At 69.7% G+C, this 25,416-nt stretch carries 24 protein-coding genes; 17 read left to right on the forward strand and 7 right to left on the reverse strand.

The features are described from left to right. Window positions 1-102: 102 nt before the first annotated feature. From QZ258_RS07040 to QZ258_RS07050, 3 genes are read left to right on the forward strand one after another with little or no spacing between them, the layout of a single operon-like run. Complete coding sequence (locus QZ258_RS07040; RefSeq protein ID WP_294179976.1) at window positions 103-1,581, forward strand: carbohydrate-binding domain-containing protein; 1,479 nt, start codon at window positions 103-105, stop codon at window positions 1,579-1,581. Between the two features lie 37 nt (window positions 1,582-1,618). Beyond that, window positions 1,619-2,290 (forward strand): MarR family transcriptional regulator, encoded by a 672-nt coding sequence (locus QZ258_RS07045; RefSeq protein ID WP_294179977.1) that lies wholly within the window; start codon window positions 1,619-1,621, stop codon window positions 2,288-2,290. A gap of 13 nt (window positions 2,291-2,303) precedes the next feature. Then, window positions 2,304-2,960 (forward strand): arsenate reductase ArsC, encoded by a 657-nt coding sequence (locus tag QZ258_RS07050; protein WP_294179978.1) that lies wholly within the window; start codon window positions 2,304-2,306, stop codon window positions 2,958-2,960. Window positions 2,961-2,978: 18 nt separating this feature from the next. On the opposite strand, the gene QZ258_RS07055 is transcribed toward QZ258_RS07050, so the two are convergent. Next, window positions 2,979-4,004: an LLM class flavin-dependent oxidoreductase gene (locus QZ258_RS07055; protein WP_294180001.1), complete on the reverse strand. Its 1,026-nt coding sequence runs from the start codon at window positions 4,002-4,004 to the stop codon at window positions 2,979-2,981. Window positions 4,005-4,107: 103 nt separating this feature from the next. On the opposite strand from QZ258_RS07055, the gene QZ258_RS07060 reads away from it, so the two are divergent. The 3 genes from QZ258_RS07060 to QZ258_RS07070 all read left to right on the forward strand — a co-directional run bounded on the left by QZ258_RS07060 (window position 4,108) and on the right by QZ258_RS07070 (window position 6,877). Continuing rightward, the gene (locus QZ258_RS07060; protein WP_294179979.1) at window positions 4,108-4,305 is read left to right on the forward strand and encodes a hypothetical protein; all 198 of its coding nucleotides are present in this window, start codon (window positions 4,108-4,110) and stop codon (window positions 4,303-4,305) included. A gap of 104 nt (window positions 4,306-4,409) precedes the next feature. Beyond that, window positions 4,410-5,444: an LLM class flavin-dependent oxidoreductase gene (locus QZ258_RS07065; RefSeq protein ID WP_294179980.1), complete on the forward strand. Its 1,035-nt coding sequence runs from the start codon at window positions 4,410-4,412 to the stop codon at window positions 5,442-5,444. A gap of 47 nt (window positions 5,445-5,491) precedes the next feature. Further along, window positions 5,492-6,877: an MFS transporter gene (locus QZ258_RS07070; RefSeq protein ID WP_294180002.1), complete on the forward strand. Its 1,386-nt coding sequence runs from the start codon at window positions 5,492-5,494 to the stop codon at window positions 6,875-6,877. Here QZ258_RS07070 and QZ258_RS07075 read toward each other — a convergent pair. Then, on the reverse strand, window positions 6,874-7,704 hold the full coding sequence (locus QZ258_RS07075) for a UbiA family prenyltransferase (RefSeq protein WP_294179981.1): 831 nt from the start codon (window positions 7,702-7,704) through the stop codon (window positions 6,874-6,876). The two genes, QZ258_RS07070 and QZ258_RS07075, sit on opposite strands and share 4 nt — an antisense overlap. A gap of 35 nt (window positions 7,705-7,739) precedes the next feature. Between QZ258_RS07075 and QZ258_RS07080 the strand changes: the two genes are divergently transcribed. Continuing rightward, the gene (locus tag QZ258_RS07080) at window positions 7,740-8,930 is read left to right on the forward strand and encodes a glycoside hydrolase family 3 N-terminal domain-containing protein (protein ID WP_294179982.1); all 1,191 of its coding nucleotides are present in this window, start codon (window positions 7,740-7,742) and stop codon (window positions 8,928-8,930) included. A 4-nt stretch (window positions 8,931-8,934) separates the two neighbouring features. Here QZ258_RS07080 and QZ258_RS07085 read toward each other — a convergent pair whose 3' ends face one another. The 3 genes from QZ258_RS07085 to QZ258_RS07095 form a co-directional block, all read right to left on the reverse strand. Further along, on the reverse strand, window positions 8,935-9,255 hold the full coding sequence (locus tag QZ258_RS07085) for a hypothetical protein (protein ID WP_294179983.1): 321 nt from the start codon (window positions 9,253-9,255) through the stop codon (window positions 8,935-8,937). A gap of 185 nt (window positions 9,256-9,440) precedes the next feature. Beyond that, entirely contained in the window at window positions 9,441-10,217 is a 777-nt protein-coding gene (locus QZ258_RS07090) for a class I SAM-dependent methyltransferase (protein ID WP_294179984.1), read from the reverse strand. A 31-nt stretch (window positions 10,218-10,248) separates the two neighbouring features. After that, window positions 10,249-11,301, reverse strand: coding sequence for an App1 family protein (locus QZ258_RS07095; protein ID WP_294179985.1), 1,053 nt, complete (start codon window positions 11,299-11,301; stop codon window positions 10,249-10,251). Between the two features lie 81 nt (window positions 11,302-11,382). Between QZ258_RS07095 and QZ258_RS07100 the strand changes: the two genes are divergently transcribed. The 5 genes from QZ258_RS07100 to QZ258_RS07120 all read left to right on the forward strand — a co-directional run bounded on the left by QZ258_RS07100 (window position 11,383) and on the right by QZ258_RS07120 (window position 15,360). Continuing rightward, on the forward strand, window positions 11,383-12,045 hold the full coding sequence (locus tag QZ258_RS07100; RefSeq protein WP_294179986.1) for a TetR/AcrR family transcriptional regulator: 663 nt from the start codon (window positions 11,383-11,385) through the stop codon (window positions 12,043-12,045). Between the two features lie 141 nt (window positions 12,046-12,186). Next, entirely contained in the window at window positions 12,187-13,008 is an 822-nt protein-coding gene (locus QZ258_RS07105; RefSeq protein WP_294179987.1) for an ABC transporter ATP-binding protein, read from the forward strand. A gap of 1 nt (window position 13,009) precedes the next feature. Beyond that, window positions 13,010-13,672, forward strand: a complete 663-nt coding sequence (locus tag QZ258_RS07110; protein WP_294179988.1) for an ABC transporter permease — start codon at window positions 13,010-13,012, stop codon at window positions 13,670-13,672. Beyond that, the gene (locus QZ258_RS07115; protein ID WP_294179989.1) at window positions 13,669-14,436 is read left to right on the forward strand and encodes an ABC transporter permease; all 768 of its coding nucleotides are present in this window, start codon (window positions 13,669-13,671) and stop codon (window positions 14,434-14,436) included. The genes QZ258_RS07110 and QZ258_RS07115 overlap by 4 nt, the downstream gene beginning before the upstream one ends. Before the next feature lie 12 nt (window positions 14,437-14,448). Then, on the forward strand, window positions 14,449-15,360 hold the full coding sequence (locus tag QZ258_RS07120; protein WP_294179990.1) for an ABC transporter substrate-binding protein: 912 nt from the start codon (window positions 14,449-14,451) through the stop codon (window positions 15,358-15,360). 69 nt (window positions 15,361-15,429) lie between these two features. On the opposite strand, the gene QZ258_RS07125 is transcribed toward QZ258_RS07120, so the two are convergent. Next, window positions 15,430-16,116, reverse strand: coding sequence for a DedA family protein (locus QZ258_RS07125; RefSeq protein WP_294180003.1), 687 nt, complete (start codon window positions 16,114-16,116; stop codon window positions 15,430-15,432). 5 nt (window positions 16,117-16,121) lie between these two features. Then, on the reverse strand, window positions 16,122-16,919 hold the full coding sequence (locus QZ258_RS07130; protein ID WP_294179991.1) for an aminotransferase class IV: 798 nt from the start codon (window positions 16,917-16,919) through the stop codon (window positions 16,122-16,124). 11 nt (window positions 16,920-16,930) lie between these two features. On the opposite strand from QZ258_RS07130, the gene QZ258_RS07135 reads away from it, so the two are divergent. The 5 genes from QZ258_RS07135 (at window position 16,931) to holA (ending at window position 25,185) form a co-directional block, all read left to right on the forward strand. Then, the gene (locus QZ258_RS07135) at window positions 16,931-18,289 is read left to right on the forward strand and encodes an anthranilate synthase component I family protein (protein ID WP_294179992.1); all 1,359 of its coding nucleotides are present in this window, start codon (window positions 16,931-16,933) and stop codon (window positions 18,287-18,289) included. A 245-nt stretch (window positions 18,290-18,534) separates the two neighbouring features. Beyond that, window positions 18,535-21,123, forward strand: a complete 2,589-nt coding sequence (gene leuS / locus QZ258_RS07140; RefSeq protein WP_294179993.1) for a leucine--tRNA ligase — start codon at window positions 18,535-18,537, stop codon at window positions 21,121-21,123. A gap of 60 nt (window positions 21,124-21,183) precedes the next feature. After that, window positions 21,184-21,786 (forward strand): ComEA family DNA-binding protein, encoded by a 603-nt coding sequence (locus QZ258_RS07145; protein ID WP_294179994.1) that lies wholly within the window; start codon window positions 21,184-21,186, stop codon window positions 21,784-21,786. 2 nt (window positions 21,787-21,788) lie between these two features. After that, window positions 21,789-24,128, forward strand: a complete 2,340-nt coding sequence (locus QZ258_RS07150; protein ID WP_294179995.1) for a ComEC/Rec2 family competence protein — start codon at window positions 21,789-21,791, stop codon at window positions 24,126-24,128. 31 nt (window positions 24,129-24,159) lie between these two features. Beyond that, on the forward strand, window positions 24,160-25,185 hold the full coding sequence (gene holA / locus QZ258_RS07155) for a DNA polymerase III subunit delta (RefSeq protein ID WP_294179996.1): 1,026 nt from the start codon (window positions 24,160-24,162) through the stop codon (window positions 25,183-25,185). The last annotated feature ends 231 nt before the right edge of the window (window positions 25,186-25,416 follow it).

Genomic DNA, 25,416 nt, shown 5'->3' on the forward strand with positions numbered 1-25,416 from the left:
ACTCCCGAGGCGTGGATGCCTGTGAGCGAGCGCGTAGCCAAGGCATAGGAATCGCATAGCAGGAGAGGGCTGGATGGGCGTACTCGATCGAAAGGATTGACGATGCGCACACGACGCTTCCTTCTCCCCGCCGCAGCATCCACGCTTCTTTTGAGCGCGGTCGTGCTGACCGGCTGCACCGTCGCCGACACGGCGACCTCAACCACGGTCGAGATCGAGGAGACGAACTCCGAGACCGTCCTGACGGCCGCAGTGGCGGCGGCCGAGGAGATCCTCGCCGCCAACGAGAACGCCACGACGGTGAACCCGGATGAGTGGGATCCCGAGGCGGGGACCACGATCACGCTGCAGGGCGACTCCGCCGCGGTGGACGGCTCCGGGGCGACGGCCGACGGCGACACAGTGACGATCACGACCGCGGGCACTTACCTGGTCACCGGCGCGTTGGACGGCCAGCTCGTCGTCGCCGCACCCGACGACGCGGTCGTCGCGATCATCCTCGACGACGCCACGATCTCATCGACCACGAGCGCGGCGATCACCGTCGCGAGCGCGGACGATGTGGTCATTTCGCTCCTCGGCGACAACTACCTCAGCGATACCGACTCCTACGCCAGCGACGCCGACGTGAACGCGGCCCTCTTCAGCGAGGCAGACCTCACGATCACCGGCGAAGGCTCGTTGACCGTCGCCGGCAACGGCAACGACGGCATCACGAGCGAGGACGACCTGGTCATCCTCAGCGGCAACCTGACGATCGACGCCGTGGAGGACGGGGTGCGCGGAAAGGACGCTCTCGTGATCGAGGGCGGCACCCTCTCCGTCGCGGCGGGCGGCGACGCACTGACAAGCGACAACGAGGACGAGGAGTTGCGCGGGTACATCCAGCTCGCCGGCGGCACACTCGAGCTCGTGGCGGGAGATGACGGCGTCGACGCGACGACCGACATCGTCGTGACGGGTGGCGAGATTACGATCGACGCCGCCGGTGACGGTCTGAACGCCGAGACGATCCTGTTCGTCGCCGAGGGGGTCATCGATGTGGTCGATTCTTACGAGGGACTCGAGAGCGCCGCGCTCACGATCGCGGGCGGCACCGTCGACGTCGTCTCATCCGATGACGGACTCAACGGTTCGGTGAGCGACTCGGCCGGCGCGCGTGAGGGCGACGGCTCGGCGATCCTGATCTCCGGAGGAGTCGTCACGGTGTTCGCGGGCGGGGACGGGATCGACTCCAACGGCGATGCCGCGGTGACCGGTGGCACCGTCATCGCAACCTCGCCCTTCACCGGGCCCGAGGCGGCCATGGACACCTCCGGCGACTTCTCGGGCAGCAGCTTCGTCTGGACGAACGTTGCCGCGCAGGTGGGAGACATCGTGCAGGTGGTCGCCGACGACGGCACCGTGGTCGTCGAGTACACGACCGTGCAGGAGACGGCCTCGATCTTCGTCGCCTCACCGCACATCGAGGCCGGCGTCAGTTACACGGTCACGGTGGCGGGCTCAGTGGCGGTCACCGTCGTCGGCGATGAGATTCTCGAGTTCGACGACAGCCGCGGCGGGGGCGGGCAGCGCCCGTGACTTGACGTCTCGCGATACCTCAGTCATCATTGAGTCAATGAAAACTGAGCGAAATGACCTCCAGCGCCGCGCGGCCCGCCACGCGGCACTGTCGGACGTCAACCGGCTCCACATTGTCGACCTGCTCACCCTTGGTGATCAGTCACCGACCGAACTCCAGTCGGCCCTCGGGCTGTCATCGAGCCTCCTCGCGCACCACCTGAACCTGCTCGAGCAGGAGGGGATCGTGCGCCGCTCCAAGTCGGAGGCGGACGGGCGGCGCAGCTACGTGCGACTCGTCCCGGGTGCGCTCGAGAACCTCGGGCCGACCGAATACCGCTCGGTGCGGCGTGTGGTGTTCGTCTGCCGCGGAAACTCGGCCCGCTCGCAGTTGGCGGCTGCATTGTGGCACTCGGCGAGCGAGATTCCGGTCGCGTCGGCGGGCACACACCCGGCCGACCGGGTCGCCCCGCGCGCGGTGTCGGCGGGAGAGCGCCGCGGGCTCGCCATCGGCGCAACCCCGCCGCGATCAGTGGACGACGTGCTCGCACCCGACGACTTCGTCATCGCTGTCTGCGACGACGCGCATGAAGAACTCAGCGGAATCCCGGCCCTGCATTGGTCGGTGCCGGACCCCGTGCGGGTGGGAACTGACCAAGCCTTCGACAACGCCTTCGACGATCTTGCGAGCCGCATCCGCGACCTCGCGCCCCGGCTTACTGCCGCCTGAAGAAAGAGCTACCATGACCATCCAGCACCCGCGGGCGACCGTCACCATCGACCAGCATGCCGCGCTCACGAGCTCGGCCACGCGTCTGGCGCGCGAGTTTGAGGGCACATTCGGCCTCGAGACGATCGATCGGTTCCTGCACAGTTCGCACGAGCGGCTCGCCGAAACGGCGACGGTACCCAACTACCTGCCCGTGCTGGCTGAGAAGTTCGCCCGCCAACGGCTACGGGCCCTCGCCCGCGCCGACGGTCTCGTCGTCGACGGCACGCCGACGGTGCTGTTCCTCTGCGTGCACAACGCGGGACGCTCCCAGATGGCGCTCGGGTTCTTCGAGCACTACGCGGGTGCGGGCGGCATCGGCTGGTCGGGTGGTTCGGAGCCTGGCGAGAACGTGAACCCGGTCGCCATCGAGGTGATGGCTGAGAAGGGCATCGACATCTCCGGGGAGTACCCGAAGCCGTGGACCGACGAGGTCGTGCGTGCCGCCGACGTCGTGATCACGATGGGATGCGGGGACGCCTGTCCGATCTTCCCGGGCAAGCGTTACGAGGAGTGGGTGCTGTCGGACCCGGCCGGCTGGTCCACCGAGGAGGTGCGTCCGGTGCGCGACGAGATCGAGCGTCGCGTCCTCAACCTGCTTTCCGAGCTTTCCATCACGCTCGTGCGCTGAGTGGTCGACGCGAGCGTCTCAGCGCCAGCCGAGTCCCGGCGCCACGTCGGTGAGGATTGACTCGAGTACGTGGGCGTTGTAGTCGACGCCCAACTGGTTCGGCACCGTGAGCAGGAGCGTGTCCGCGGCGGCGATCGCTTCGTCGGCGCGGAGCTGCTCGACGAGCTTGTCCGGTTCGTCGGCGTAGCTGCGCCCGAACACCGCTTTGAACCCGTCGAGATTCGCGAAGGTGTCGCCGGCGTCGCGGTCGCCGCCGACGAAGTACCGGCGGTCTTCGTCGGTGGTAAGCGCGAAGATCGAGCGGCTCACTGAGACACGCGGCTCGCGATCGTGGCCGGCATCCGCCCACGCCGCGCGGTAGGCCTCGATCTGCTTGCGCTGCTGCACGTGCAGCGGCTCGCCCGATTCGTCCTCCTTGAGAGTGGAGCTCATCAGGTTCATGCCGAGCTTCGCCGCCCAGATCGCGGTGGAATCCGAGGCGGCGCCCCACCAGATCCGATCCCGGAGGCCGGGGGACTGGGGTTCGAGGCCGAGCGGGCCGGGGTGAGGGTTGGGGAACATCGGCCGCGGATTCGGTTCGGCGAAGCGGGCCCCGTCGATCACCTTGAGGAACACCTCGGTGTTGTCGCGTGCCACATCCGCCATGGTCGACCCCTCGGGGGCGGCGTAGCCGAAGTAGCGCGAGCCGTCGATCACCTGCTCGGGGGAGCCTCGGCTCACCCCGAGCTGCAGGCGGCCGTTCGAGATCAGGTCGGCGGCGCCCGCATCCTCGGCCATGTACGACGGGTTCTCGTACCGCATATCGATGACCCCGGTGCCGATCTCGATCCGGGAGGTGCGTGCCCCGATCGCGGCGAGCAACGGAAACGGGGAGGCGAGTTGCTGCGCGAAGTGGTGCACCCGGAAGTAGGCGCCATCGGCGCCCAGCTCCTCGGCCGCGACCGCCAGGTCGATCGACTGATGCAGCACGTCCGCGGCGCTGCGCGCGAACGATCCGGCGGAGGCCGACCAGTGCCCGAACGAGAGGAATCCGATGCTCTTCACGTCAGACACAACCCGCGCGGGGCGCACTCGCATTCCCGATCGTGCTCCCCACCGTCCGACGTTCGGGCCTACCCTGGGAGCACCAACTCCGAAGGAGGGCAGTGTGGCCAGCAATCGAGGCCGAGTGGTCGAGCAGGCGGGTCCCTGGGGCTTCGTCTTCTTCCTGGCCTACATCGGCGCCGCGATCTACTTCGTCTCCGAGTCGAACGGCAGCTTCTGGGGTGTGATCTTGGGCCTGCTCCAGGCGATCGTCTGGCCGGTGTACGTGATCTTCTGGGTGCTCACCGAGATCGGTGCCTGACTGGGGCGGATGCGGCGATCGCTCGGGAATGTTCCGAGCCTGGTCACCGTTGGGCATAACGATGCATGTGCATCGACGTGGGCGACTCGGGCGGGATCAGAGACATGAACGACGTGGAATTCGGACTCGACACCTTCGGTGACGTGACGGTCGACCTCGACGGCGCGCGGGTGCACGACGCCGTCGCCGTCCGCAACGTCGTCGAGCAGGGTGTGCTCGCCGACCAGGTCGGCGTCGACTTCTTCGGGGTGGGGGAGCACCACCGCGACGATTTCGCGATCTCGGCCCCCGAGCTCGTGCTCGCCGCCATCGCGGCGCGCACCGAACGCATCCGGCTCGGCACCGCGGTCACCGTGCTGAGCTCCGACGACCCGGTGCGCGTGTTCGAGAAGTTCGCCACCCTCGACGCGATCTCGAACGGCCGCGCCGAAATCATCGCCGGTCGCGGTTCGTTCACCGAGTCGTTCCCGCTGTTCGGATTCGATCTCGCGCAGTACGAGGTGCTCTTCGAAGAGAAGCTCGAGCTGCTGGTCAAGCTGCTCGACGAGGGAGAGGTGTCGTGGAACGGCACGACGCGCGCGCCGCTCATCCACCAGCAGGTCTACCCGAAGACCGAGTCGGGGCGCATCCGCACCTCGGTCGGGGTGGGGGGAAGTCCCGAGTCGGTGGTGCGAGCCGCACGCCACGGCCTCCCGCTGACCCTGGCGATCATCGGCGGGGCACCCGAGCGTTTCGCCCCCTACGTGGATCTCTTCCATCGCGCGGTCGCCCAGTTCGGGCACGAGACGCTTCCCGTCGCCGTGCACTCGCCCGGATTCATCGCCGCCACCGATCAGGAGGCCGCCGACCTGTACTACGACCACCACAAGGTGATGGTCGACCGCATCGGGGCCGAACGCGGCTGGCCGCCCACCACGCGTGACCGCTTCGACGCCGAGATCGTCGACGGCGCCCTGCACCTCGGCTCGCCCGAGACGGTGGCGCAAAAGATCGCGCGCACCGTGCGCACGCTCGGCGTCCAGCGTTTCGACCTCAAGTACTCGGCGGGCACACTGCCGCACGAGCACATGATGACCGCCATCGAGTTGTATGGGCGCGAGGTCATCCCGCGCGTGCGCGCGCTGCTGGCCGATGACTGAGCCCGGCATCGCACTCGAGCACGGGCTAGCCTGAGCGCGTGACCGCCATGACCCGCGAGCAGCGCCTGGTGCTCACGATCGCCGTCCTGGCCAGTTTCGTCGCGTTCCTCGACGGCACGATCGTGAACGTCGCGCTCCCCGCGATCGTGCGCGAACTCGGCGGCGGGATCGCGACGCAGCAGTGGGTCGTGGATGCCTACCTGATCACGCTCGGCGCCCTCATCCTGGTCGCCGGCTCGATCAGCGATCTCTACGGGCGGCTGCACGTCATCCGCATCGGCCTGATCGGATTCGGGGTCACCTCGGTCGCGATCGCGGCGGCGCCCACGGCGGAACTGCTGATCGTGGCCCGCGCCCTTCAGGGGGTCGCCGGCGCGCTGCTCGTGCCGAGTTCACTCGCGCTCATCACCTCGAATTTCCGGGGTGCGGCGCAAGGTCGGGCGATCGGGGTCTGGACGGCGATGACGAGCGGCGCCATGATCGCTGGGCCCGTCCTGGGGGGCGTGTTCGTCGACCTGCTCTCGTGGCGGTTCGCGTTCCTGATCAATGTGCTCCCCATCGCGGTCACGCTCGTCCTGCTCACGATGCTCGAACAGCGTGACGTGCGGCGCCCGGGGGTGCGCATCGACTACCTCGGCGCCGTGTTGTGCACACTGGGGCTCGGGGGCCCGGTCTTCGCGCTCATCGAACAGGTCAACCTCGGGTGGCAGCATCCGGCGATCTGGCTCTCGATGTCACTCGGCCTGATTGCCTTCGTCGGCTTTCTGTGGCGCCAACGCGTCGCGGCCAACCCGATCATGCCGCTTGGCCTCTACCGCGTGCGCAACTTCTGGACGGGCAACGTCGCGACCGCGCTCGTCTACGGTGCGCTGTCGCTCAACGGATTCGTGGTGAGCGTCTACCTGCAGCAGGGCGCGGGGCTCTCGGCGACGCTGGCCGGACTCGCGAGTTTGCCGATCACCCTCATCATGATTCTCGGCAGTTCCCGAGTGGGGGCACTCGCGGGGCGATTCGGGCCGCGGGTGTTTATGACGCTGGGGCCGCTCGTCATGGCCATCGGGGCGCTGCTGCTGCTCTCGGTGAGCGCCGAGTTCGACTACTGGCGGCAGGTGCTCCCCGGCATTATCGTCTTCGGGCTCGGGATCACCCTCACCGTGTCGCCGCTCACCTCGGCGATCCTCGGCGCGATCGAACCGGAGCGCTCGGGCATCGCCTCGGCGGTCAACAACGCCGTCGCGCGTGTCGCAGGTCTTGTCGTGATCGCGCTACTCGCCGTCATCATCGGCGGAGAACTCGACCTCGACGGCTTCCATCGCGCGGCGATCGCAACCGCCGGGATGATGGCGGCGGGGGCGCTCGTGAGCTGGCTCGGCATCCGCAACCCCCACCCCGACCCCGCGACGGCCGGCGGGCCCGGGCGGCGGGCGGGCTAGGGGGCGAGGAGGGCTTCGCCGGCGGTGACCAGCGCGACGACGATCACGAGGGCGGCGAGCATGATCAGGCGGAACGGCGCGCGCGTGTCGCCTCGTCCGAGCGGGGTGGTGAGGCCGATCACGCCGAGCGCGAGCGTCGTGACCGCCGCCGCGACGCTCGCCGGGGTGACGCCCCACCCGAGCAGGAGCACGATCGCCGCCGCGGCGAGCCCCAGCCAGGTCAACGCGATCGAGACGCGGCGTCCGAGCAGCTGCGGCAGCCCGCGGATGCCTTCGCGCGCATCCTCGTCGAGGTCCGGCGCGGCGTTCGCGAAATGCGCGGCCGCACCGAGCAGTGCTCCGACGGCGACCGCCCACCATGCGGGCCACGCGGGCTCGGCTCGGGCCGCCGTCGCGAGGGCGGGCAGGCTGCCGAACCCGACGAGGTAGGCCGCGACCGAGAACGCCGTGAACTTCAGTCGGAGGTTGTATGCCCAGCCGGCCGCAAGATTGAGCGCGTTCATCGCGAGCGCCAGGATGCCGAGCGGCACCACCGCGACGAGGCTGACGACCAACGAGACCAGGGCGGCGGTTCGGACGACCGCGACGGAGACCTCTCCGCGCGCGATCGGCTTGTCGCCGCGGTTCGCGCGGCGGTCCCGGTCGGCGTCGAGCCAGTCGTTCGACAGGCCGACCGAGAACTGGTTGAAAAGCATCGCGACGCCGAGAAGGGCGACGCGCGCCGCATCGAGGCCGGCGGCGACGCCGAGCGCAACCGCGACGGTCGTGACGACCAGGCTCGGCCCGGGGTGCGTCGAGCCGAGCAGGGCACGTGCGCGGCGCAGCATGGCACCACAGTACGGGAGGCGGGTACGATCGCGAGGTGGCAACGACGCGCATCGCCGGAGTCGCGCTGGCCGCGAGCCTGGCGACGGCGCTCTCGCTGAGCGCCTGCACGGCGCCAACCGTCACGCCGCCCGAGTCGTGGGAGCCGCCCCCCGTGGCGCCGGTCATCGATCCGCTCGAGAGCTACGCCGAGGCCCGGCTGGCGAGCATGACGCTGCGCGAGAAGGTCGCGAGCATGATCATGATCCATGTGGCAGGTCTCGACGCGAGTGTCCTGCGCGCGCAGTTGGAGCGCACCGGAGCCGCGGGCCTCATCTACATGGGCGATAACGTCCCCGGCTCGGTCGGGCAACTCGCGACGACGACGGCGTCGCTCAGCAGCGATCCGGGGTACCCCGTGCTGGTGTCGATCGACCAGGAGGGCGGCATCGTGCGTCGTCTCCCGGGGGACGACGCGGCCTCGCCGTCCCAGCTACGGGAGCTGCCTCCCTCCGCGGCCGAGGATGCGTTCGCCGATCGGGCGCGACTCGTCGCGTCGGCGGGGGTCGCCATTAATTTTGGGATCGTGGCCGACGTGACCGCCGATCGTTCGGCGTTCATCCACCCGCGCGTCTTGGGTGCCACTGCGGCGGACGCCGCTCCGCGTGTGGCGGCGGCGGTGGCGGGCGAGAACGGTGTCGTGTTGTCGACTCTCAAGCATTTCCCCGGTCACGGGGCGGTTGCCGGCGATTCGCACTCGAGCCTGCCCGCCACCGCGATGAGCGAATCGGAGTGGCTCACGACGCAGGCCCCGCCCTTCATCGCGGGGATCGAGGCCGGGGCCGAGCTCGTGATGTTCGGGCATGTTCGCTACACGTCCGTTGACTCGGAACCGGCGACCCTCTCCGCCGAGTGGCACCGTGTGCTGCGTGAGGAGCTCGGGTTCGAGGGGGTCATTGTGACCGACGACATGGCGATGCTCCAGAATTCGGGAGTCCCGGAGTACGCGGACCCGATCCGGAACGCGGTGGCCGCGGTGGCCGCGGGCAACGATCTGTTGCTCTACGTCGCCGCGGTCGATGTCGCCGCGGTCGCCGCCGCGGTCGTCGATGCCGTCGAACGCGGAGAGATCGCGGAGTCCAGCATCGACGCGTCCGCCCTCAGGCTGATCGTGCTCCGTCGCGAGCTCTCCGGCCGAACGGGGCCGTACATCACGTGCGACAGCGACTGCCGCGCGGTGGTCGGCTGAGGGGTTAGCTGTCGGTGCTGAGCGTCGGGAGCTGAACGTCCCATTCGTCGCCGGAGTCCACCACGACGTAGGTATTGCCCGTCTCGGGCGTGGCCTGGGCCGAGCCGGGCGAGAGCGCCACGACACCTCCCGCGGCGACACCGACGACGCCGAGCGCCAGGGTTCCCGTCAGTAGCCCGCGGCCGATCGTCAGTCGTGAACTGCGGTGCAGCGCCGCGAGCATCATGCCGAGCGCGACGAGCGCGGTGACTCCCACGGCCACCACGAGGGCAGCCGGGAACCCGGTAGCAGCGACCTGGGGGGCGGCCGCGAGAACAGCGGACATCGACTGTTCCTCTCGGGGGGGAGGGAACCACGTGTGGGGAACACAGGAACCAATAACGGGGGACAAGGCGTCCGCTATATGGGGGACCTAGCGAACGCTCTCCCGAGAGTATCGCCCGACCGCGACAGCGGCAAGCATTTCGCGCACATTTCTACCCCACATTCGGGGGTGAAGGCAAGTAAAACTCAGCTGGGCCGTGCGATGACGAGCCGCATCCCGACGTCGAACTCGTCGAGCGTGCGGAAGTGCCCCCACGCGGCGTCCCACGCGCCCGACTCGAGATCCGCTCCGAGTTCGCGCACATAGCGATCGACCACCGACTGCTCCAGGAAGCTCCACGCCGACATCGCGCGGCGGACCTCCGGCTCGAGCGTGCGCTCCGGGCGTGCAAAGAACGCTTGACCGAAGCCGTCGATGCAGTCCGCGGGCACGGACACCGTCTGCACCTCGACCGTCCCACCCAGCGCCGCCGCAATGCGCTCCATGCTCGGCATCCGACGCGCCTCGACCTCGAACAGTTCGGGCACGTACACCGGCTGCCACCACGGTTCGGGAACGACGGGATCAAAGGTCAGAATCACGACCGGGCCGCGCGCCACCCGGCGCATCTCGCCGAGCCCCGTCTCGAGGTCGGGCCACTGGTGAATCGTCACGCTCGCCATCGCGGCATCGAAACTATTGTCCGCGAACGGCAGAGCGTCGGCCGTCGCGTCGATCGCGCGCGAGCGGTGCGGCGGACGTTCGGCACGCATCGACGCCGACGGTTCCACCGCCGTGACCTCGAGATCGTCCGGTTCGTAGCTCCCGGCTCCCGCGCCGACGTTGATCACGGTTCGCGCATCACTGAGCGCCGCGCGCACGCGCGCCTCGATGCGCGGATCCGGCTGCCGAATACTCGCGTAGCCGCGGCCGATCTGGCCGTAGTTCGCGTCTCCCGCGGAGCCGTCGTCGAATCGAGACACGCTGCTCACGCTACCGGAGACGCGGCCCGTGTTACGGCCGCGGACCCAGCAGCCCGAGCACGCGCAGTTGCGTGCTGAGCCCCGCCCCATCGGGGGCGAATACCCACGGTGTGCTCTCGGTGTCTTGGTCGGGTCGACGACTGCGGCCACCGGCGAGCACCGCCTCACTCGCGGTCAGCTGCCGGATCGCGATGGCCGCCACATTGTCGGCGTGCTCGGCGGCGAAGGCGGCGTAGAGGTCCTCGTCATGTTGGCCGTCGTCGCCGACCAGCAGCCACCTGATCTGCGGGAACTCCTGCGCGAGTCGCGCCAGACTCTCGCGCTTGTGCTGCTGTCCGCTTCGAAACCACCGATCATGCGTCGGACCCCAGTCGGTGAGCAGCAACGGCCCCCGAGGGTAGAGGTTGCGATGCAAGAACCGGCTCAGCGTCGGGGCGACGTTCCACGCGCCCGTCGAAAGGTAGAACACCGGACAGCCGGGATGCCGTTGCGCCAACCGTTCATACAGCACGGCCATGCCGGGAACCGGGCGGCGCGCGTGTTCGTCGAGCACGAAAGTATTCCACGCCGCGAGAAACGGGCGCGGCAGCGCGGTCACCATCACGGTGTCGTCGATATCGGACAGGATTCCGAAACGGTGTTCGCCGCTGACCACGAAGATGGGCGCCTCGACCTCGTCACCCCCGTTGACGCGGAGCCGAACGGTGTTCCAGCCGGCGGGAAGCGACAACTCCACCCGCGCATCGAGGACGCCGCCCCGGTCGGCGACAAGCTCCTCCGACTCCGCGCCGCGTGTCGCCGTCACCTCGGCATAGGCGGCGTGGACGCTCGTGAAGCTCCGCCAGCCGCGGACGGTCCGTGTCGGGTCGCTCGATCGGGCCGGGTCCTGGTAGACCACGCGTCCGAGAATGCGGACCCAGCCATCCCCGCCGTACCCCGTGAACGGGATGACGGTCGCGACCCGCCCGCGACGCCGTGCGCGCCGTGCGCGGCGCTCGTGGATCCAGTCCTCGATGCGCGCCGCGATGTGAAGAGTTGTCGATTCCGCGGGGCCGTCAGCGGGCTCAGAACGGCTCGACATCATGGCCCCAGTGTGTCACGGCGAACATCCGGCCCGACCACAGGAACGGAAGGTATGCTCACCCAATCGAGAAGGAGAACCCCTGTGTCCTACATCAAACTCTCCGATCACCAGGTTGATCCCGCTGCGCTGATCCGCAACGAGCCCGTTCAGGCGCGAAGTACCGCGCGCCTCGCGGCTCTGCTGGATGCGGCGGCCGAAGTGATCGATGAAATCGGCTACGAGCGCCTGACCACGGCGATGGTGGCTGAGCGCGCTGGCGCCTCCATTGGCACCGTCTACCGCTACTTCCCCGACCGCATCGCGGTCCTTCAGAGTCTGGCGGCGCGCAACGCCGAGCGGATGAATGAACGCGTCATGGAAGCGGTGCGCGACGAGCAGCACCAAGACTGGGTCACCGCGCTGGCCGCGAGTGTCGCCGTTCTGGTCGACGCCTATCGCACCGAACCGGGTTTCGCGTCTTTGCGACTCGGCGACGTGCTCGATCTGCGCCCGACGACGGGAGTGTCGGCGAACGCCGCGCTCGCCCAGCGGATTTACGAATCCCTCGTTCAGCGCTTCGAGTTGCCGGGGACGGATGCGGCACGCGTGGCCTTTGAAGCGGCGTGCCAGGCGGGCGACGCGATCGTGGCTCGGGCGTTCGCGCGCGAGGCCGACGGCGACGAGCAGTTCATCGCGCACTCGCAGGACATCTTCCTCGCGCTGATGTCGCCGCACTTCGACATCCCCGCGCACCTCGCCAACTGACGCGTCCGGGGATTGCCCGTGCAATCCCCGGCGCGGTTTGCTCCGAATGTGTTGAGATGGTGAGGAGCTTTCGCGACTGCGCGGAGGCTCGTCACCGGCAACGACCCCGTCACGGGGCGACCGAGGGAGAGCGGACCGCGCATGATCGAGTTCAGAGCCGTCTCTAAGCAGTTTCCCGACGGCACGCTCGCGGTCGACGACTTCAGTGTCGTCATGCCGTCCCACCAGGTGACCGTGCTGGTGGGGTCGAGCGGCTCCGGCAAGACGACGCTTCTCCGGATGATCAATCGCATGGTCGATCCGAGCGCGGGCGCGGTGCTCATCGACGACGAGGACGTGGCGACGACCGAGCCGGTGCAGCTTCGACGCCGCATCGGCTACGTCATGCAGAACTCGGGCCTTCTTCCGCATCGTCGGGTCATCGACAACATCGCGACCGTTCCGCGTCTGGTCGGCGTCTCGAAGGCGGAAGCCCACGCCCGGGCGCGGGAACTCATGGATGTCGTCGGGCTCGACCGCGAGTTCGCGACCCGCTACCCCGCACAGCTCTCGGGCGGCCAACAGCAGCGCGTGGGTGTCGCCCGGGGTCTCGCGGTCGACCCGAACATCCTGCTGATGGATGAGCCCTTCGGCGCCGTCGACCCCATTGTCCGAGCCGAACTGCAGCAGGAGGTTCTCCGCCTGCAGCAAGAGCTCGGCAAGACGATCGTTTTCGTCACGCACGACATCGATGAGGCGTTCCTGCTGGGCGACCAGATCGTCCTGCTCGAGACCGGCGGACGCATCGCCCAGAAGGGCACTCCAGAGGAGCTTCTCGCGCACCCCGCCAACGACTTCGTCGCCAGCTTCGTCGGCGCCGACCGCGGCAAGCGGGCGCTCACCGAGAAGGTTGTCAACGGTCGCACCATCCTGGTCGACTCCGATGGCCGCGCGGCGGGTGTGCTCAGCGAGGCGCGACGCTGAGATGAACTGGATCGTCAATAACCTCGGGTTGATCGGGGAGTTGACACTCGAGCATCTCCGCTTGAGTGTCGTTCCGATCGTGCTCGGCTTTGTCATCGCCATCCCGCTCGGCTGGGTGGCGTGGCGGTACCGCGTCACGCGCGGGCTCGTGCTGACCGTGGCGGGTCTGCTGTACACGATTCCGTCACTCGCGCTGTTCGTCGTGCTGCCGCCGCTTCTCGGGATCCCTTTCCTCAGCGAACTCAACGTCACGATCGCGCTGACGCTGTATGCGATCGCGCTCATGGCCCGCGCGGCCGCGGACGCCTTCGGCTCGGTCGATCCCGGTGTTCGGCAGTCCGCGACGGCCGTCGGGTATTCCGCGTGGCGGCGCTTCTGGGAGGTCGAGTTCCCGCTCGCCGGCCCGGTGCTACTCGCCGGCCTCCGGGTGGTTGCGGTGGGCACGATCGCCCTGGTGACGGTGGGCATCCTGATCGGTGTCGAGAGCCTCGGATACCTGTTCACGAACGGGCTGCAGCGCCGCATCGTCGAAGAGGTCTTCGCGGGCGTGCTGGCGACGGCGGCGCTCGCGCTCGTCGTCGATGGCGCGCTGCAACTTGTCGGCCGCGCCGTCATGCCGTGGGCCCGAAGGGCCCCCTCGCGCACGCGGGCGGTGTCGTCATGACGCTCTTTTTCGACGCCTTCGCGTGGATCCTCGCGAACCTCGGCCCCGCGGGCGAGGGGGAGTTGTGGACCCGCATCGGCGAGCACGTCCTCTACTCACTCGTCTCGGTGGCGATCGCGGCCGCCATCGCCATTCCCGCCGGCTATCTGATCGGGCACACCGGTCGCGGACGCGAGATCGCGGTGGCGATCTCGGGAGCGGCGCGCGCCCTGCCCTCGTTCGGACTCATCCTCTTCTTCGTCCTGCTGCTCGGCACCTTCGGCGTCGGGCTGGGCGTTCGGGTCGCGGCGGGTTCCTACATCGCGTTCGTGATCCTGGCCATCCCCTCGATCCTCGCCGGGGCCTACGCGGGGCTGGAGGCGATCGATCGATCGACCATTTCGGCGGCACGCGCCATCGGCATGACCGAGTGGCAGATCCTCCGGAAGGTCGAGGTCCCGCTCGGGCTGCCGCTGCTGATCGGCGGGCTGCGCAGTGCCACGCTGCAGGTGGTGGCGACGGCGACGCTCGCGGCCTACGTCAATCTCGGCGGCCTCGGGTTCGACATCATCCAGGGTCTGCCGTTGCGCCGCTACGACCAGATGCTGGGCGCCGCCCTGCTCGTGGTCGCTCTCGCCTTCGCGCTCGATGCGCTGTTCGGGCTTGCCGCCCAGATCACCGAGCGCGTCATTCCGGACGGGCGCAGCGCGCCGCGTCCGCGTCAACATCGTGCCGGGCCGAAATGGTCTCGCGCGAGTTCGGCGGGAACCCCCGCCCACAACTAGGTAAGGAAGATCATGTTGAACACAGCAGGGAACAAGGGCCGGCTCGCCCTCGGGGCAGCCGTGGTTGGGGTTGCATTGGCCCTTTCAGGGTGTGCGCAGGGCGATCCGCTGAGCCCCGACGAGGGATCGGGCAGCACCGACACCATCGTCGTCGGCTCGCAGGCGTACTACTCGAATGAGATCGTCGCCGAAATCTACGCGCAGGCCCTGGAGAACGCCGGCTACGACGTCGAGCGCTCCTTCCAGATCGGCCAGCGCGACGCCTACATTCCCGCCTTGGAAGGCGGAGAGGTGGATGTCTTCCCCGAGTACACCGGAAACCTCCTCCAGTACTACGCGCCCGACACCACCGCCACGCAGACCGATGAGGTCTACGCGGCCCTCGCCGACGCGCTTCCGGACGGCCTCGCGGTGCTCGCCCAGTCGAGCGCGAGCGACCAGGACTCGTACACCGTCACGCAGGAGTTCGCCGACGCCAACTCGCTGAGCTCCATCGGCGACCTCGCGAACGTCGACGGTGTCGTGCTCGGCGGGCCGCCGGAGCTCGAAGAGCGCCCCTACGGTCCCGCGGGCCTGGAGAGCGTCTACGGCGTCACCGTGAGTTTCGAAGCCACCGGTGACACGACGTTCGACGCGCTCGTCGAGGGCGTCGTCAACGTCGCCAATATCTACACGGCCGACCCGCGCATCCAGACCTCGGGCCTGGTCACCCTGGACGACCCGGAGGGCCTGTTCCTCGCCTCGAACGTGGTTCCGCTCGTGAACGCCGACCTGGCCGAGGAGCTCGCCGCGGTGCTCGACCCGATCAGCGCTGCGCTGACCGCCGAGGGTCTTGTCGCGCTGAACGTGCAGAGCGTCGAAGACCAGCTCTCGAGCGCGCAGATCGCGACCGAGTGGCTGACCGCGAACGGTTTCGTGAGCTGATTCGCCGACCGACAGCGGGGACGGGTGCGCATGCGCTCGTCCCCGCTGCGGTTTCCGGCGGCCGTGGCGTCAGCGCACGGGGAAGTCGTCGTCGATGGTGTTCGCGTCGCCGTCGCCCGGGTGATCCCAGTGGCGGCGCTCGGAACGGACCAGGAGCCATTTGACCAGCACGACGCCGAGCGCGAAGGCGGCGACCACGCCGATGAAGATGTAGCCGGCGACGTGAAGCTGCCCGGACATCTCGCGGTAGCCGACCGCGGCGATCGAGCCGAAGGTCACGTAGGCCAGGGCCCAGACGAGACAGGCGGGCGCCGTCCAGGCGAAGAAACGCCGGTAGCTCATGGCGCTCATCCCGACGGTGAGCGGCACGAGCGAGTGGAACACCGGCAGGAAGCGCGAGATGAACACGGCCGGCCCGCCCCGGCGATCCACGTAGTTCTCGGCGCGCCGCCAGTTCGCGCGTCCGATCCGGTGCCCCAGCCGCGACTCACGGATGCGGGGACCGAACAGCCGCCCCAGCGCGAACCCCACGCTTTCGCCGCCGAGCGATCCGACGATCACGGCGACCAGCAGGGCGATGTAGCCCGCCGGGGTCTCCACCGCGGTGCTCGCCACGAGCACGATCGAGTCGCCGGGAACGACCAGGCCGACGAGCACGCTCGTCTCCAGAAACATCCCGACCCCGGCGAGGACGGCGCGCAGGACCGGATCAACGGAGGCGACGAGTTCGAGGATCCAGGTGAGCGCCGCGTTGATGTCCATCAGGCGCGGCCCTCGTGCACCGGGCGCCTCAGCGCGTCGAGGCGTTCGCGCCACTGCCGCAGTCGGCCGGGTTGTTCCGCCAGCTGCGGGACGTCCTCCCACGCGGTGACGATGCGAATGCCGTGCAGGGCGTTGAGCGCCCACACCTCGAGCCCGTCGAGGTCGGCGGGCCGGGCATGCTCATGGAGCACGTCCACGCCGAGCGCCGTCGCGAGCGCGAGCACACTGCGCAGCGTGACCGAGTCGATGCGGTCCAGCGCGGGGGAGGGAACCGCGATCGCGTCGCCGCGCCACCACGCGAGGCACGTCGTCGAGCCCTCGACGATGTGCCCCTCGGCCGTCAGCAGGACCGCCTCGTCGGCGCCGCGCGACTGGGCCTCGGTGCGCAGCCGCAGCATGGCCTCGAGGTCGGGGCCCTTCACGCGCGGCCGGGTGCGCGGGTCGCGGCCGGGATGGGTCGAGACCGTGAGCGAGCGGTGCCGCTCGGGCGCCTCGCGGAGCAGCAGGCGCAGTTCGCGGACGTCGCGGGTGCGGCGGGCCTCCACCCGCGGGAACCAGGCGCCGGTCGCCGGAATCGCGGCGATCGCGGATGCCCAGAAGGCCTCCAACTCCGTGGCGTCGATCCCGCGGTCGGTGGCTGCAGCCAGGAATCGCGCCCGATGCAAGTCGAGCGCGAGCGTGCGGCCGGCGTCGACCAGCCACGAATCGGCCGCGAGCAACTCGACCGGCCCGCTCGCGCAGTCCTCGACCACTTCGAGCTGGGTCGTCCGCCAGCGGAAAGTCGTCGTTGCGCTCATAGGATCAGGGTATGCGCCCCACATCCCCGCGGCATGAATTGGCGCCGCGACGAGTGCTGGAGCATCCGGTCGGCATCGTGCCCGATGCGGCCGCCGCCTTCCGCGCCCTGGTCGGCGAGGCGGACGGCTTCTGGCTCGACAGTGCGGCGCCGGAGGCGAACGGGGCGACCGGGACCCACTATCTCGGCCGAGGCGACCCGGTGGCGATCGAGGGCAGCGTGCTGGAGGCGCTGCGCGCCGAGCTGGCGAGCGATCCCGCTCTGGCGCGCGACGGTCTGCCGGCGTTCCGGCTCGGGCTCGTGGGGTGGCTCGAGTACGAACTGCGTTTCGAGACCCTCGGGCTGCCGCGACCCGTGGCCGCGCCCCCGGCCGCGCTGCTGCGCGTCGATCGGATGCTGGTGATCGACGCGGCGAGCGGCGAGGGGCGCCTGGTGGCGCTCGGTGCGGACTGGACGGGCGAATTGGCCGCCTGGCGGGATGCCGCGGTTCTCGCACTCGCCGATCTCGCGCCCGCCGGCGCGACCGTGCCCGCGCCGAGCGCCGCCGTCTGGCGGGACGATGATGCGCGCTACCTCGACAACATCCGCGCCTGTCAGGAGGCCATCCGCGAGGGCGAGGCGTACCAGCTGTGTCTCACCACGCGCGTCGAGCTGCCGGGCGTGCGCCCCGATCCGGTCGAACTGCTGACGGCGCTGCGCGCGACGAGCCCCAGCCACCACGGCGGGCTCATCCGCATCGGCGAGCGGACGCTGGTCTCGGCCTCGCCGGAGCGGTTCCTGCGCGTCGACGCGCAGGGGCGGGTCGACACGAGCCCGATCAAGGGAACCCGGCCGAGGGGTGCCGATGCCGCGCGTGATGCCGCCGCGCGCGCGGAGCTGTTGGCCAGCGAGAAGGAGCGCGCCGAGAACCTGATGATCGTCGACCTGATGCGCAACGACCTTTCGCGCGTGTGCGAGGTCGGCAGCGTCGCCGTGACGCACCTGCTCGAGGTGGAGAGCTACGCGCAGGTGCATCAATTGGTGAGCACGGTCGAGGGGCAGGTGCGCGCGGGGCTCACCGTCGCGGATGTCGTGGCGGCGTGCTTCCCGGCCGGGTCGATGACGGGTGCCCCGAAACGCCGTGCGACCGAGATCCTCGACGAGCTCGAGGGGCGGCCGCGCGGCATCTACGCGGGTGCTTTCGGCTGGTTCGGCTATGACGGCGCGTGCGACCTCGCGATGGTGATCCGCAGTATCGTGCTGGATGCCGCGGGCGCCTCCCTCGGCACCGGCGGCGGCATCACGGCGCTCTCCGATCCCGCTGCCGAGCTGGCCGAGATCCGGGTTAAGGCGGCGCCCCTCCTGCGCGTCCTCGGCGCCCCCGCGCCGTAGCCCCGCTCCCGCCTCCCACTCCCGCATCCCCGCCCCGAAGCCCGCTCCCGCATCCCGCTCCCGCTCCCGCATCCGTTCCGAAATGCAGGAAAAGCGCACAGTGCGGGAGGGACGAGGCGCGGCGTCGCAGGCATCCGGATGCGTTGATCCTGCATTTCGTTGAAGGGAGGGGATGCGGGAACGCAATCGGAGGCCCGAGTGTTGAGTAACCTGGACGATGGATCGCGACGTCCGCCCGCCGTGCGATGGCGCGGGGCACGATCCGGCACCTGACGAATGAGAGTTCTGTGACCCAGCACGACGACGCCCCGATCGAGTACGACTTCACGCGCATCCAAGACAAGTGGCAGGCGCGGTGGGATGAGTTGCGCCCGTTCGCGACCGACAACCCCGCGGATGCGCGCCCCCGCAAGTACGTGCTCGACATGTTCCCGTACCCTTCGGGCGACCTGCACATGGGTCACGCCGAGGCGTACGCGCTCGGCGACGTCATCGCGCGCTACTGGCGGCTCCAGGGCTTCAACGTGCTGCACCCGATCGGCTGGGACAGCTTCGGCCTGCCCGCCGAGAATGCCGCCATCAAGCGCGGCGTGGATCCTCGCGCCTGGACCTACGACAACATCGAGCAGCAGCGTCAGTCGATGAAGCGCTACGCGGCGTCTTTCGACTGGGACCGCGTGCTGCGCACGAGCGACCCCGAGTACTACAAGTGGAACCAGTGGCTGTTCCTCAAGCTCTACGAAAAGGGTCTGGCCTACCGCAAGGCGAGCTGGGTTAACTGGTGCACCCACGACCTGACCGTGCTCGCGAACGAGCAGGTCGTCGACGGGCGCTGTGAGCGCTGCGACAACGTGGTGATCAAGAAGAAGCTCACCCAGTGGTACTTCAAGATCACCGACTACGCCGACCGGCTGCTCGACGACCTCAACCAGCTCGAGGGTTCCTGGCCGAGCAAGGTGCTGGCGATGCAGCGCAACTGGATCGGCCGCAGCGTCGGCGCCGACGTCGATTTCGTGATCGAGGGCCGCCCGGAGAAGGTCACGGTCTTCACCACGCGCCCGGACACGCTGTTCGGCGCGACCTTCATGGTGGTCGCGCCCGATTCGGACCTCGCGGCCGAGTTGGTGGCGGATGCCGACCCCGAGACCCAGCAGAACTTCGCCACGTACCTGGAGCAGGTGCAGAAGTCGACGGAGATCGAGCGCCAGGACGCCACGCGGGAGAAGACCGGCGTTCCGCTCGGCCGCGTCGCGATCAACCCGGTCAACGGGGAGCGCATCCCGGTGTGGGCGGCCGACTACGTGCTCGCCGACTACGGTCACGGCGCCGTCATGGCGGTGCCCGCGCACGACCAGCGCGACCTGGAGTTCGCGATCAAGTTCGACCTGCCGGTGCGCGTCGTCGTGGACACGAACGCGCCGGTGACCGGCGCCATCCCCGTGATCACCCCCGAGATGCTGGAGGCGGGCGACATCCCGCAGCAGGACCCGGCCACCACCGGCGAGGCGCTCGCGGGCGAGGGGCGCCTGATGAATTCCGGCCCGCTCGACGGGCTGAGCAAGTCGAACGCGATCAAACGCGTCATCGAACTGCTCGAGGAGGCGGGCACCGGCCGCGCCGCGAAGACCTATCGCCTGCGCGACTGGCTGATCTCGCGCCAGCGTTACTGGGGCACGCCGATCCCGATTCTGCACACCGAGGACGGCCGGGAGATCCCGGTCGACGAGTCGGCGTTGCCGGTGGTGCTCCCGCCGAGCGAGGGTCTCGATCTGCAGCCGAAGGGCACCTCGCCGCTCGGCGCGGCCGAGGACTGGGTCAACGTGACGTTGCCGGATGGCACCGCCGCGCGTCGCGACGCCGACACGATGGACACCTTCGTCGACTCGTCGTGGTACTTCCTGCGGTTCTTGAACCCGAACGACGACACCCAGGCCTTCGACCCGAAGGAGGCCGAGAAGTGGGCGCCCGTCGACCAGTACGTCGGAGGCGTGACGCACGCGATCCTGCACCTGCTGTACGCGCGCTTCATCACCAAGGTGCTGTTCGACCTGGGCTACGTGAGCTTCACCGAGCCGTTCAGCGCGCTGCTGAACCAGGGCATGGTGCTGATGAACGGCTCGGCCATGTCGAAGAGCCGCGGCAACATCGTCAAGCTCTCGGAGCAGTTGGATGAGCACGGTGTCGACGCGGTGCGTCTGACGATGGCCTTCGCCGGTCCGCCGGAGGACGACATCGACTGGGCGGATGTGTCCCCGGCCGGGTCGGCCAAGTTCTTGGCGCGCGCCTGGCGCGTGTCGGGCGAGGTCACCTCGAGCCCCGAGGTGGAGTGGAAGGGCGGGGATCCGGTGCTGCGTCGCCAGACTCACCGCCTGCTCGCGGATGCCCCGGGCCTGGTTGAGAGCTTCAAGTTCAACGTCGTCGTGGCGCGCTTGATGGAACTCGTGAACGCGATCCGCAAGACGATCGATTCCGGTCCCGGCGCGGGCGACCCCGCGGTGCGCGAGGCGATCGAGATCGTCACCAAGCTGCTGAGCCTGTTCGCGCCGCACACCGCCGACGACATGTGGGAGCGCCTCGGCTATGAAGGCAGCGTGGCGACGACCACGTTGCGCAAGGCCGATCCGACGCTCCTCGTGGAGGAGTCGGTGACGGCGATCGTGCAGGTCGACGGCAAGGTGCGCGACCGGTTCGAGGTCGCGCCGACGATCGACACCGGCGCGCTCGAGATCCTGGCACGCGGCTCGGATGCGGTGGCCCGCGCCGTCGGCGAACGCGAGATCGTCAACGTGATCGTGCGCGCCCCGAAGCTCGTCAACATCGCCACGAAGGGCTGAGCGCCCACAGGCTCGACGCCTCCCGGGTCGGCGTGAACGGTGCCGACCTAACCTGACGCCGTGAGCGCGCGTCTCGACCCCGACCCCCGCCGCGCCCGCGTGCGGGTCGGGGTCGGGGCCGCGCTCATTCTTGCTCTCGCGGCGCTCGGGATCGCCGTGTTCATCACGGCGGTGACGCCGCGCGGCACGAGCGCGGTGGTGGAGGCGCCGGCGCCCGCCGAGACCGTGGCAGCCGCCGGCGGCGCCAGTGCGACGATCTACGTCCACATCCTGGGGCTCGTGGCGCGGCCCGGGCTTTACGAGTTGCGCGAGGGTGCGCGCGCGGTCGACGCGGTGGCTGCGGCGGGCGGCTTTCTCGAGGGGGCGGACCCGGAGGCCGTCAACCTGGCGAGGTTTCTCGTCGATGGGGAGCAGCTGGTCGTCTACGCGGAGGGCGAGGCGCCGACCGCGGGAACCGGCGCCGTGGTGGGCGGCAAGGTGAACCTCAACACCGCCGATGCCGCGGCGCTCGAGACGCTGCCGCGCATCGGCCCGGCGCTGGCCGAACGCATTCTGCAGTGGCGCGAAACCAACGGCCGCTTCACCGCTATCGAAGACCTGTTGAGCGTGAGCGGCATCGGCGACAAGACCTTCGAGGGCCTGCGCGACCTGGTCACGGTCTAGCCGTGCCCGGCGACTACCGCCTCGTGCCGGCGGCGCTCGTCGCCTGGCTCGGCGCGATCCTCGCCGTGGGGGTCACAGATCCTGCTGCCGTGCTCGCGGCGGCGATCGCCGGGTGGGCCGCGGTGATCGTGCTCGCGGTGGCGGTGTTCACGCTTCGGGCATCCCCCCGGGCGCGCGCTCGTCTCGGCGCGGTGCTGCTCGCGGCCGCGGCCGCATCGCTGGTGCTGAGCGCCACCGCGAACGCGGTCGCGGTGCGCGCCCCCGCCGAGTTGCGCGAGGCGGCGCAGGCCGGGCGCACTCTCGAACTCGAACTCACCCTGACCAGTCGACCGAGTCAGGGGCGCTTCGAGGCGACGCTGGGCTCGATCGCGGGGGTGCGCGAGAGCGTCTCGGCGATCCCCGTGCTGGTGTTCGCCGAGCGCGACGATCCGGCGCTGGCGCGGCTCACCGTCGGCAGTACCGTGCGCGTTCTCGCCTCGGTCACGGCCGCGGAGCCGGGTGATGATCGGGCGTACCTCGCATTCGCGCGAGGCGAGCTCGACACGGTCGCCGAGCCGCCGCCGCTGCTCGCGGCGAGCGACGCGCTTCGCACCGGATTCCGGCAGGCGACCGCGGCGCTTCCTCAACCGGGCGGCGGACTGCTTCCGGGGCTCGCGATCGGCGACACGTCCGATGTCGGCGCGACCCTCGACCGTGACATGAAACGTAGCTCGCTTAGCCATCTCACGGCCGTGTCAGGCGCGAACTGCGCGGTCGTGGTGGTGCTGGTGTTCGGGGTGTGCCGCATTGCGGGCGCGCCGCGGGCGGTGCGCGTCGGGGCGGCCCTGGTCGCTCTCCTCGGATTCGTGGTGCTGGTCACCCCCGAACCGAGCGTGCTGAGAGCGAGCATCATGGCGGGCGCCGCGCTGGTCGGCCTGGCGCTCGGGCGCGCATCCCGCGGCATGCCGCTGCTGTGCCTGAGTGTCATCGTGCTGGTGACGATCGACCCGTGGCTGGCCCGCAACTACGGTTTCGCCCTGTCGGTGCTCGCGACCGCCGGGTTGCTCGTGCTGGCCGGACCGCTCGCCGAACGCCTGTCTCGCGTGGTCCCGATCCCGCTCGCGCTGGTCGTTGCCGTCCCCACCGCCGCGCAGCTCGCGTGTCAGCCGATCCTCGTGCTGCTCGACCCGTCGCTCGCGGTGTACGGAGTGCCCGCCAACGTGCTCGCGGCACCCGCCGCGCCGATCGCGACGGTCGTCGGCCTCGTGGCGTGCCTCGTGCTTCCCGTGGCGCCCTGGCTTGCGCAGCTGCTGATCGGGGTCGCGTGGCTACCGTCCAGCTGGATCGCAGCGGTGGCGCACACGACCGCGGCGCTTCCGGTCGCGCGCGGACCGTGGATCGACGGGGTCGCGGGCGTCGTGCTTCTCGCGGCCGTCACGGTCGCGGCGGCCGTGCTGATCCTGCCGACGGGCGGTCGCGCATCCGCCGTCCGGCGCGGCGCGGCCGGTGTTCTCGCGCTGACACTGCTGGCGTACCCGCTCACGCTGGTCGCCAACGGTATCGGCTCCGCTTTGGGGCGGCCGAGCAACTGGCAGTACGCCATGTGCGATGTGGGGCAGGGGGATGCGACCCTGATCCGCAGTGGTGGCCAGGTCGCGCTCGTCGACGTCGGGCGCGAGGCCGAGCCGCTTGCCGCGTGCCTCGAGGCCCTCGGCGTCGCGCGCATCGACCTGCTCGTGCTGACGCACTTCGACATCGACCACGTGGGCGGCCTGGACGCGGTGCTGGGGCGAGTGGACCGCGCACTGCTGGGCGTTCCCGCGGATGCGGCCGATGTGGCGGTCGGGGATGCCTTGCGCGCGCACGGGGCGAGTGTCGAGTCACCGGTACGCGGTGTGCAGGGAGTGCTGGGGGAGCTCGCCTGGGAGGTCGTCTGGCCCCCGCCGCGCGGAGTCGACCCCGGCAACGACGCGAGTCTCGTGCTCGATGTGCGCCCGGTGGGGGAGTGCCGCGCGGGGTGTCTGAGCGCGATTCTTCTTGGCGATCTGGGGGAGCAGGCTCAGGCGCGGCTCCTCGCGAGTGCGCACCCCGCCTCCGTCGACGTCGTCAAGGTGTCGCATCACGGCTCCGGCGACCAGTCAGAAGCGATGTACGCCTCCCTCGGAGCGCGCGTGGGGCTGATCGGGGTCGGGGCCGACAACGAATACGGCCACCCGACCGAGAGCGCGCTCGGCATGCTCGCCGCCGCGGGTACCTGGGCGTATCGCACCGACCAGCACGGCATCGTCCTGGTCGCGCCGGGCGAGGCGATCGGCGAGATCGTGGTCTGGACCGAGCGTCTCGGTGACGGTCCCGGCGGCTAGGCTGGCTTCGGTCCACGACCGGGAGGATGGCATGGCGGCAGCACGTTCGACCGGTCGCGCGAGCAGCAAGGTCGCGATTCCGCAACTCGCCTGGGACGCGGTGCGTCCCGCCCCGATCGTCTTGGTGTCGGGCCCTGAGCAGGTCCTCGCCGATCGGGCCATCCGGCTGCTGCGCGACACGCTGCGCGCCGAGGACCCGGCGCTGGAGGTCTCGGATCTCGACGCCGCCAACTACGCCCCCGGCGAGCTGATCACGCTCGCGAGCCCGTCGTTGTTCGCCGAACCGCGGCTCATCCGGGTCGACAACGCGCACAAGTGCGCCGACGCGTTTCTGGAGGAGGCGCTCGCCTACGTCGCGAACCCCGCCGACGAGACCTACCTCGTGCTGCGACACGTCACGGGTGTGCGCGGCAAGAAGCTTCTCGACCTGATTCGCGGCGGGGCGGGCGCGGGCATCGAGATCGTCTGCGCCGAGCTCAAACGGGATTCCGACAAACAGGACTTCGTGATCGCCGAGTTTCGCGCGGCGCGGCGTCGCATCACCGCGGGAGCCCAGCGCGCGCTCGTCGGGGCGTTTTCGGATGACCTCGCCGAGCTGGCCGCGGCGTGTCGGCAGCTTCTCGCCGATTCGAGCGACGAGATCACCGAGCAGATCGTAGATCGCTACTACGGCGGCCGGGTGGAGACGAGCGCGTTCGCGGTCGCCGATGCCGCAATTGCGGGCCGTCACGGCGAGGCGCTACGGCTCCTGCGACATGCCCTCGCGACGGGGGCCGACCCGGTCCCGATGGTGGCGGCCTTCGCGAGCAAGGTGCGCACGATGGCGAAGCTCGCGGGCGCGCGCGGCTCCGCCAGCGACCTGGCGCGCCAATTCGGACTCGCGCCGTGGCAGGTGGACCGTGCGCGTCGTGATCTCTCCGGCTGGGACGATGCGGGCCTCGGTCGCGCGATTCAGGCTCTCGCCACCGCGGACGCGCAGGTGAAGGGTGCCGGTCGCGATCCGGTCTTCGCCCTGGAACGCCTGGTCGGCGTGATCGCCGATCGCGGTCGCGCCTAACCTGCCGACGTGCCCCCGGCGGGCCGTGCCGCGGACGCGGCTCCCGGGCATGCGAAAGGCCCCGGAACGCAGGGTTCCGGGGCCTTTCGGCTTGAGTTCTTGTGATCGTCGCAACACCTGAGTTCTTCAGGAGTTGCTCGTGTTCGAGATTCGTCAGGATCGGCAGATCCCGCAGGGCCGGAGGAAACTGCATGCTGAGCGCGCGAAGTACTTCGAGCTCGTCGCGAATGG

Source organism: uncultured Schumannella sp., assembly GCF_905479755.1.
Classification (GTDB): domain Bacteria; phylum Actinomycetota; class Actinomycetes; order Actinomycetales; family Microbacteriaceae; genus DCRR01.

Excerpts from the sequence above, each read along its gene's own strand:
- QZ258_RS07040 (WP_294179976.1), top strand. The coding sequence starts at position 103 with ATGCGCACACGACGCTTCCTTCTCCCCGCCGCAGCATCCACGCTTCTT.
- QZ258_RS07045 (WP_294179977.1), top strand. The coding sequence starts at position 1,619 with ATGAAAACTGAGCGAAATGACCTCCAGCGCCGCGCGGCCCGCCACGCG.
- QZ258_RS07050 (WP_294179978.1), top strand. The coding sequence starts at position 2,304 with ATGACCATCCAGCACCCGCGGGCGACCGTCACCATCGACCAGCATGCC.
- QZ258_RS07065 (WP_294179980.1), top strand. The coding sequence starts at position 4,410 with ATGAACGACGTGGAATTCGGACTCGACACCTTCGGTGACGTGACGGTC.
- QZ258_RS07070 (WP_294180002.1), top strand. The coding sequence starts at position 5,492 with ATGACCCGCGAGCAGCGCCTGGTGCTCACGATCGCCGTCCTGGCCAGT.
- QZ258_RS07075 (WP_294179981.1), bottom strand. The coding sequence starts at position 7,704 with ATGCTGCGCCGCGCACGTGCCCTGCTCGGCTCGACGCACCCCGGGCCG.
- QZ258_RS07085 (WP_294179983.1), bottom strand. The coding sequence starts at position 9,255 with ATGTCCGCTGTTCTCGCGGCCGCCCCCCAGGTCGCTGCTACCGGGTTC.
- QZ258_RS07095 (WP_294179985.1), bottom strand. The coding sequence starts at position 11,301 with ATGATGTCGAGCCGTTCTGAGCCCGCTGACGGCCCCGCGGAATCGACA.
- QZ258_RS07105 (WP_294179987.1), top strand. The coding sequence starts at position 12,187 with ATGATCGAGTTCAGAGCCGTCTCTAAGCAGTTTCCCGACGGCACGCTC.
- QZ258_RS07110 (WP_294179988.1), top strand. The coding sequence starts at position 13,010 with ATGAACTGGATCGTCAATAACCTCGGGTTGATCGGGGAGTTGACACTC.
- QZ258_RS07115 (WP_294179989.1), top strand. The coding sequence starts at position 13,669 with ATGACGCTCTTTTTCGACGCCTTCGCGTGGATCCTCGCGAACCTCGGC.
- QZ258_RS07120 (WP_294179990.1), top strand. The coding sequence starts at position 14,449 with ATGTTGAACACAGCAGGGAACAAGGGCCGGCTCGCCCTCGGGGCAGCC.
- QZ258_RS07130 (WP_294179991.1), bottom strand. The coding sequence starts at position 16,919 with ATGAGCGCAACGACGACTTTCCGCTGGCGGACGACCCAGCTCGAAGTG.
- QZ258_RS07135 (WP_294179992.1), top strand. The coding sequence starts at position 16,931 with ATGCGCCCCACATCCCCGCGGCATGAATTGGCGCCGCGACGAGTGCTG.
- leuS (WP_294179993.1), top strand. The coding sequence starts at position 18,535 with ATGGCGCGGGGCACGATCCGGCACCTGACGAATGAGAGTTCTGTGACC.
- holA (WP_294179996.1), top strand. The coding sequence starts at position 24,160 with ATGGCGGCAGCACGTTCGACCGGTCGCGCGAGCAGCAAGGTCGCGATT.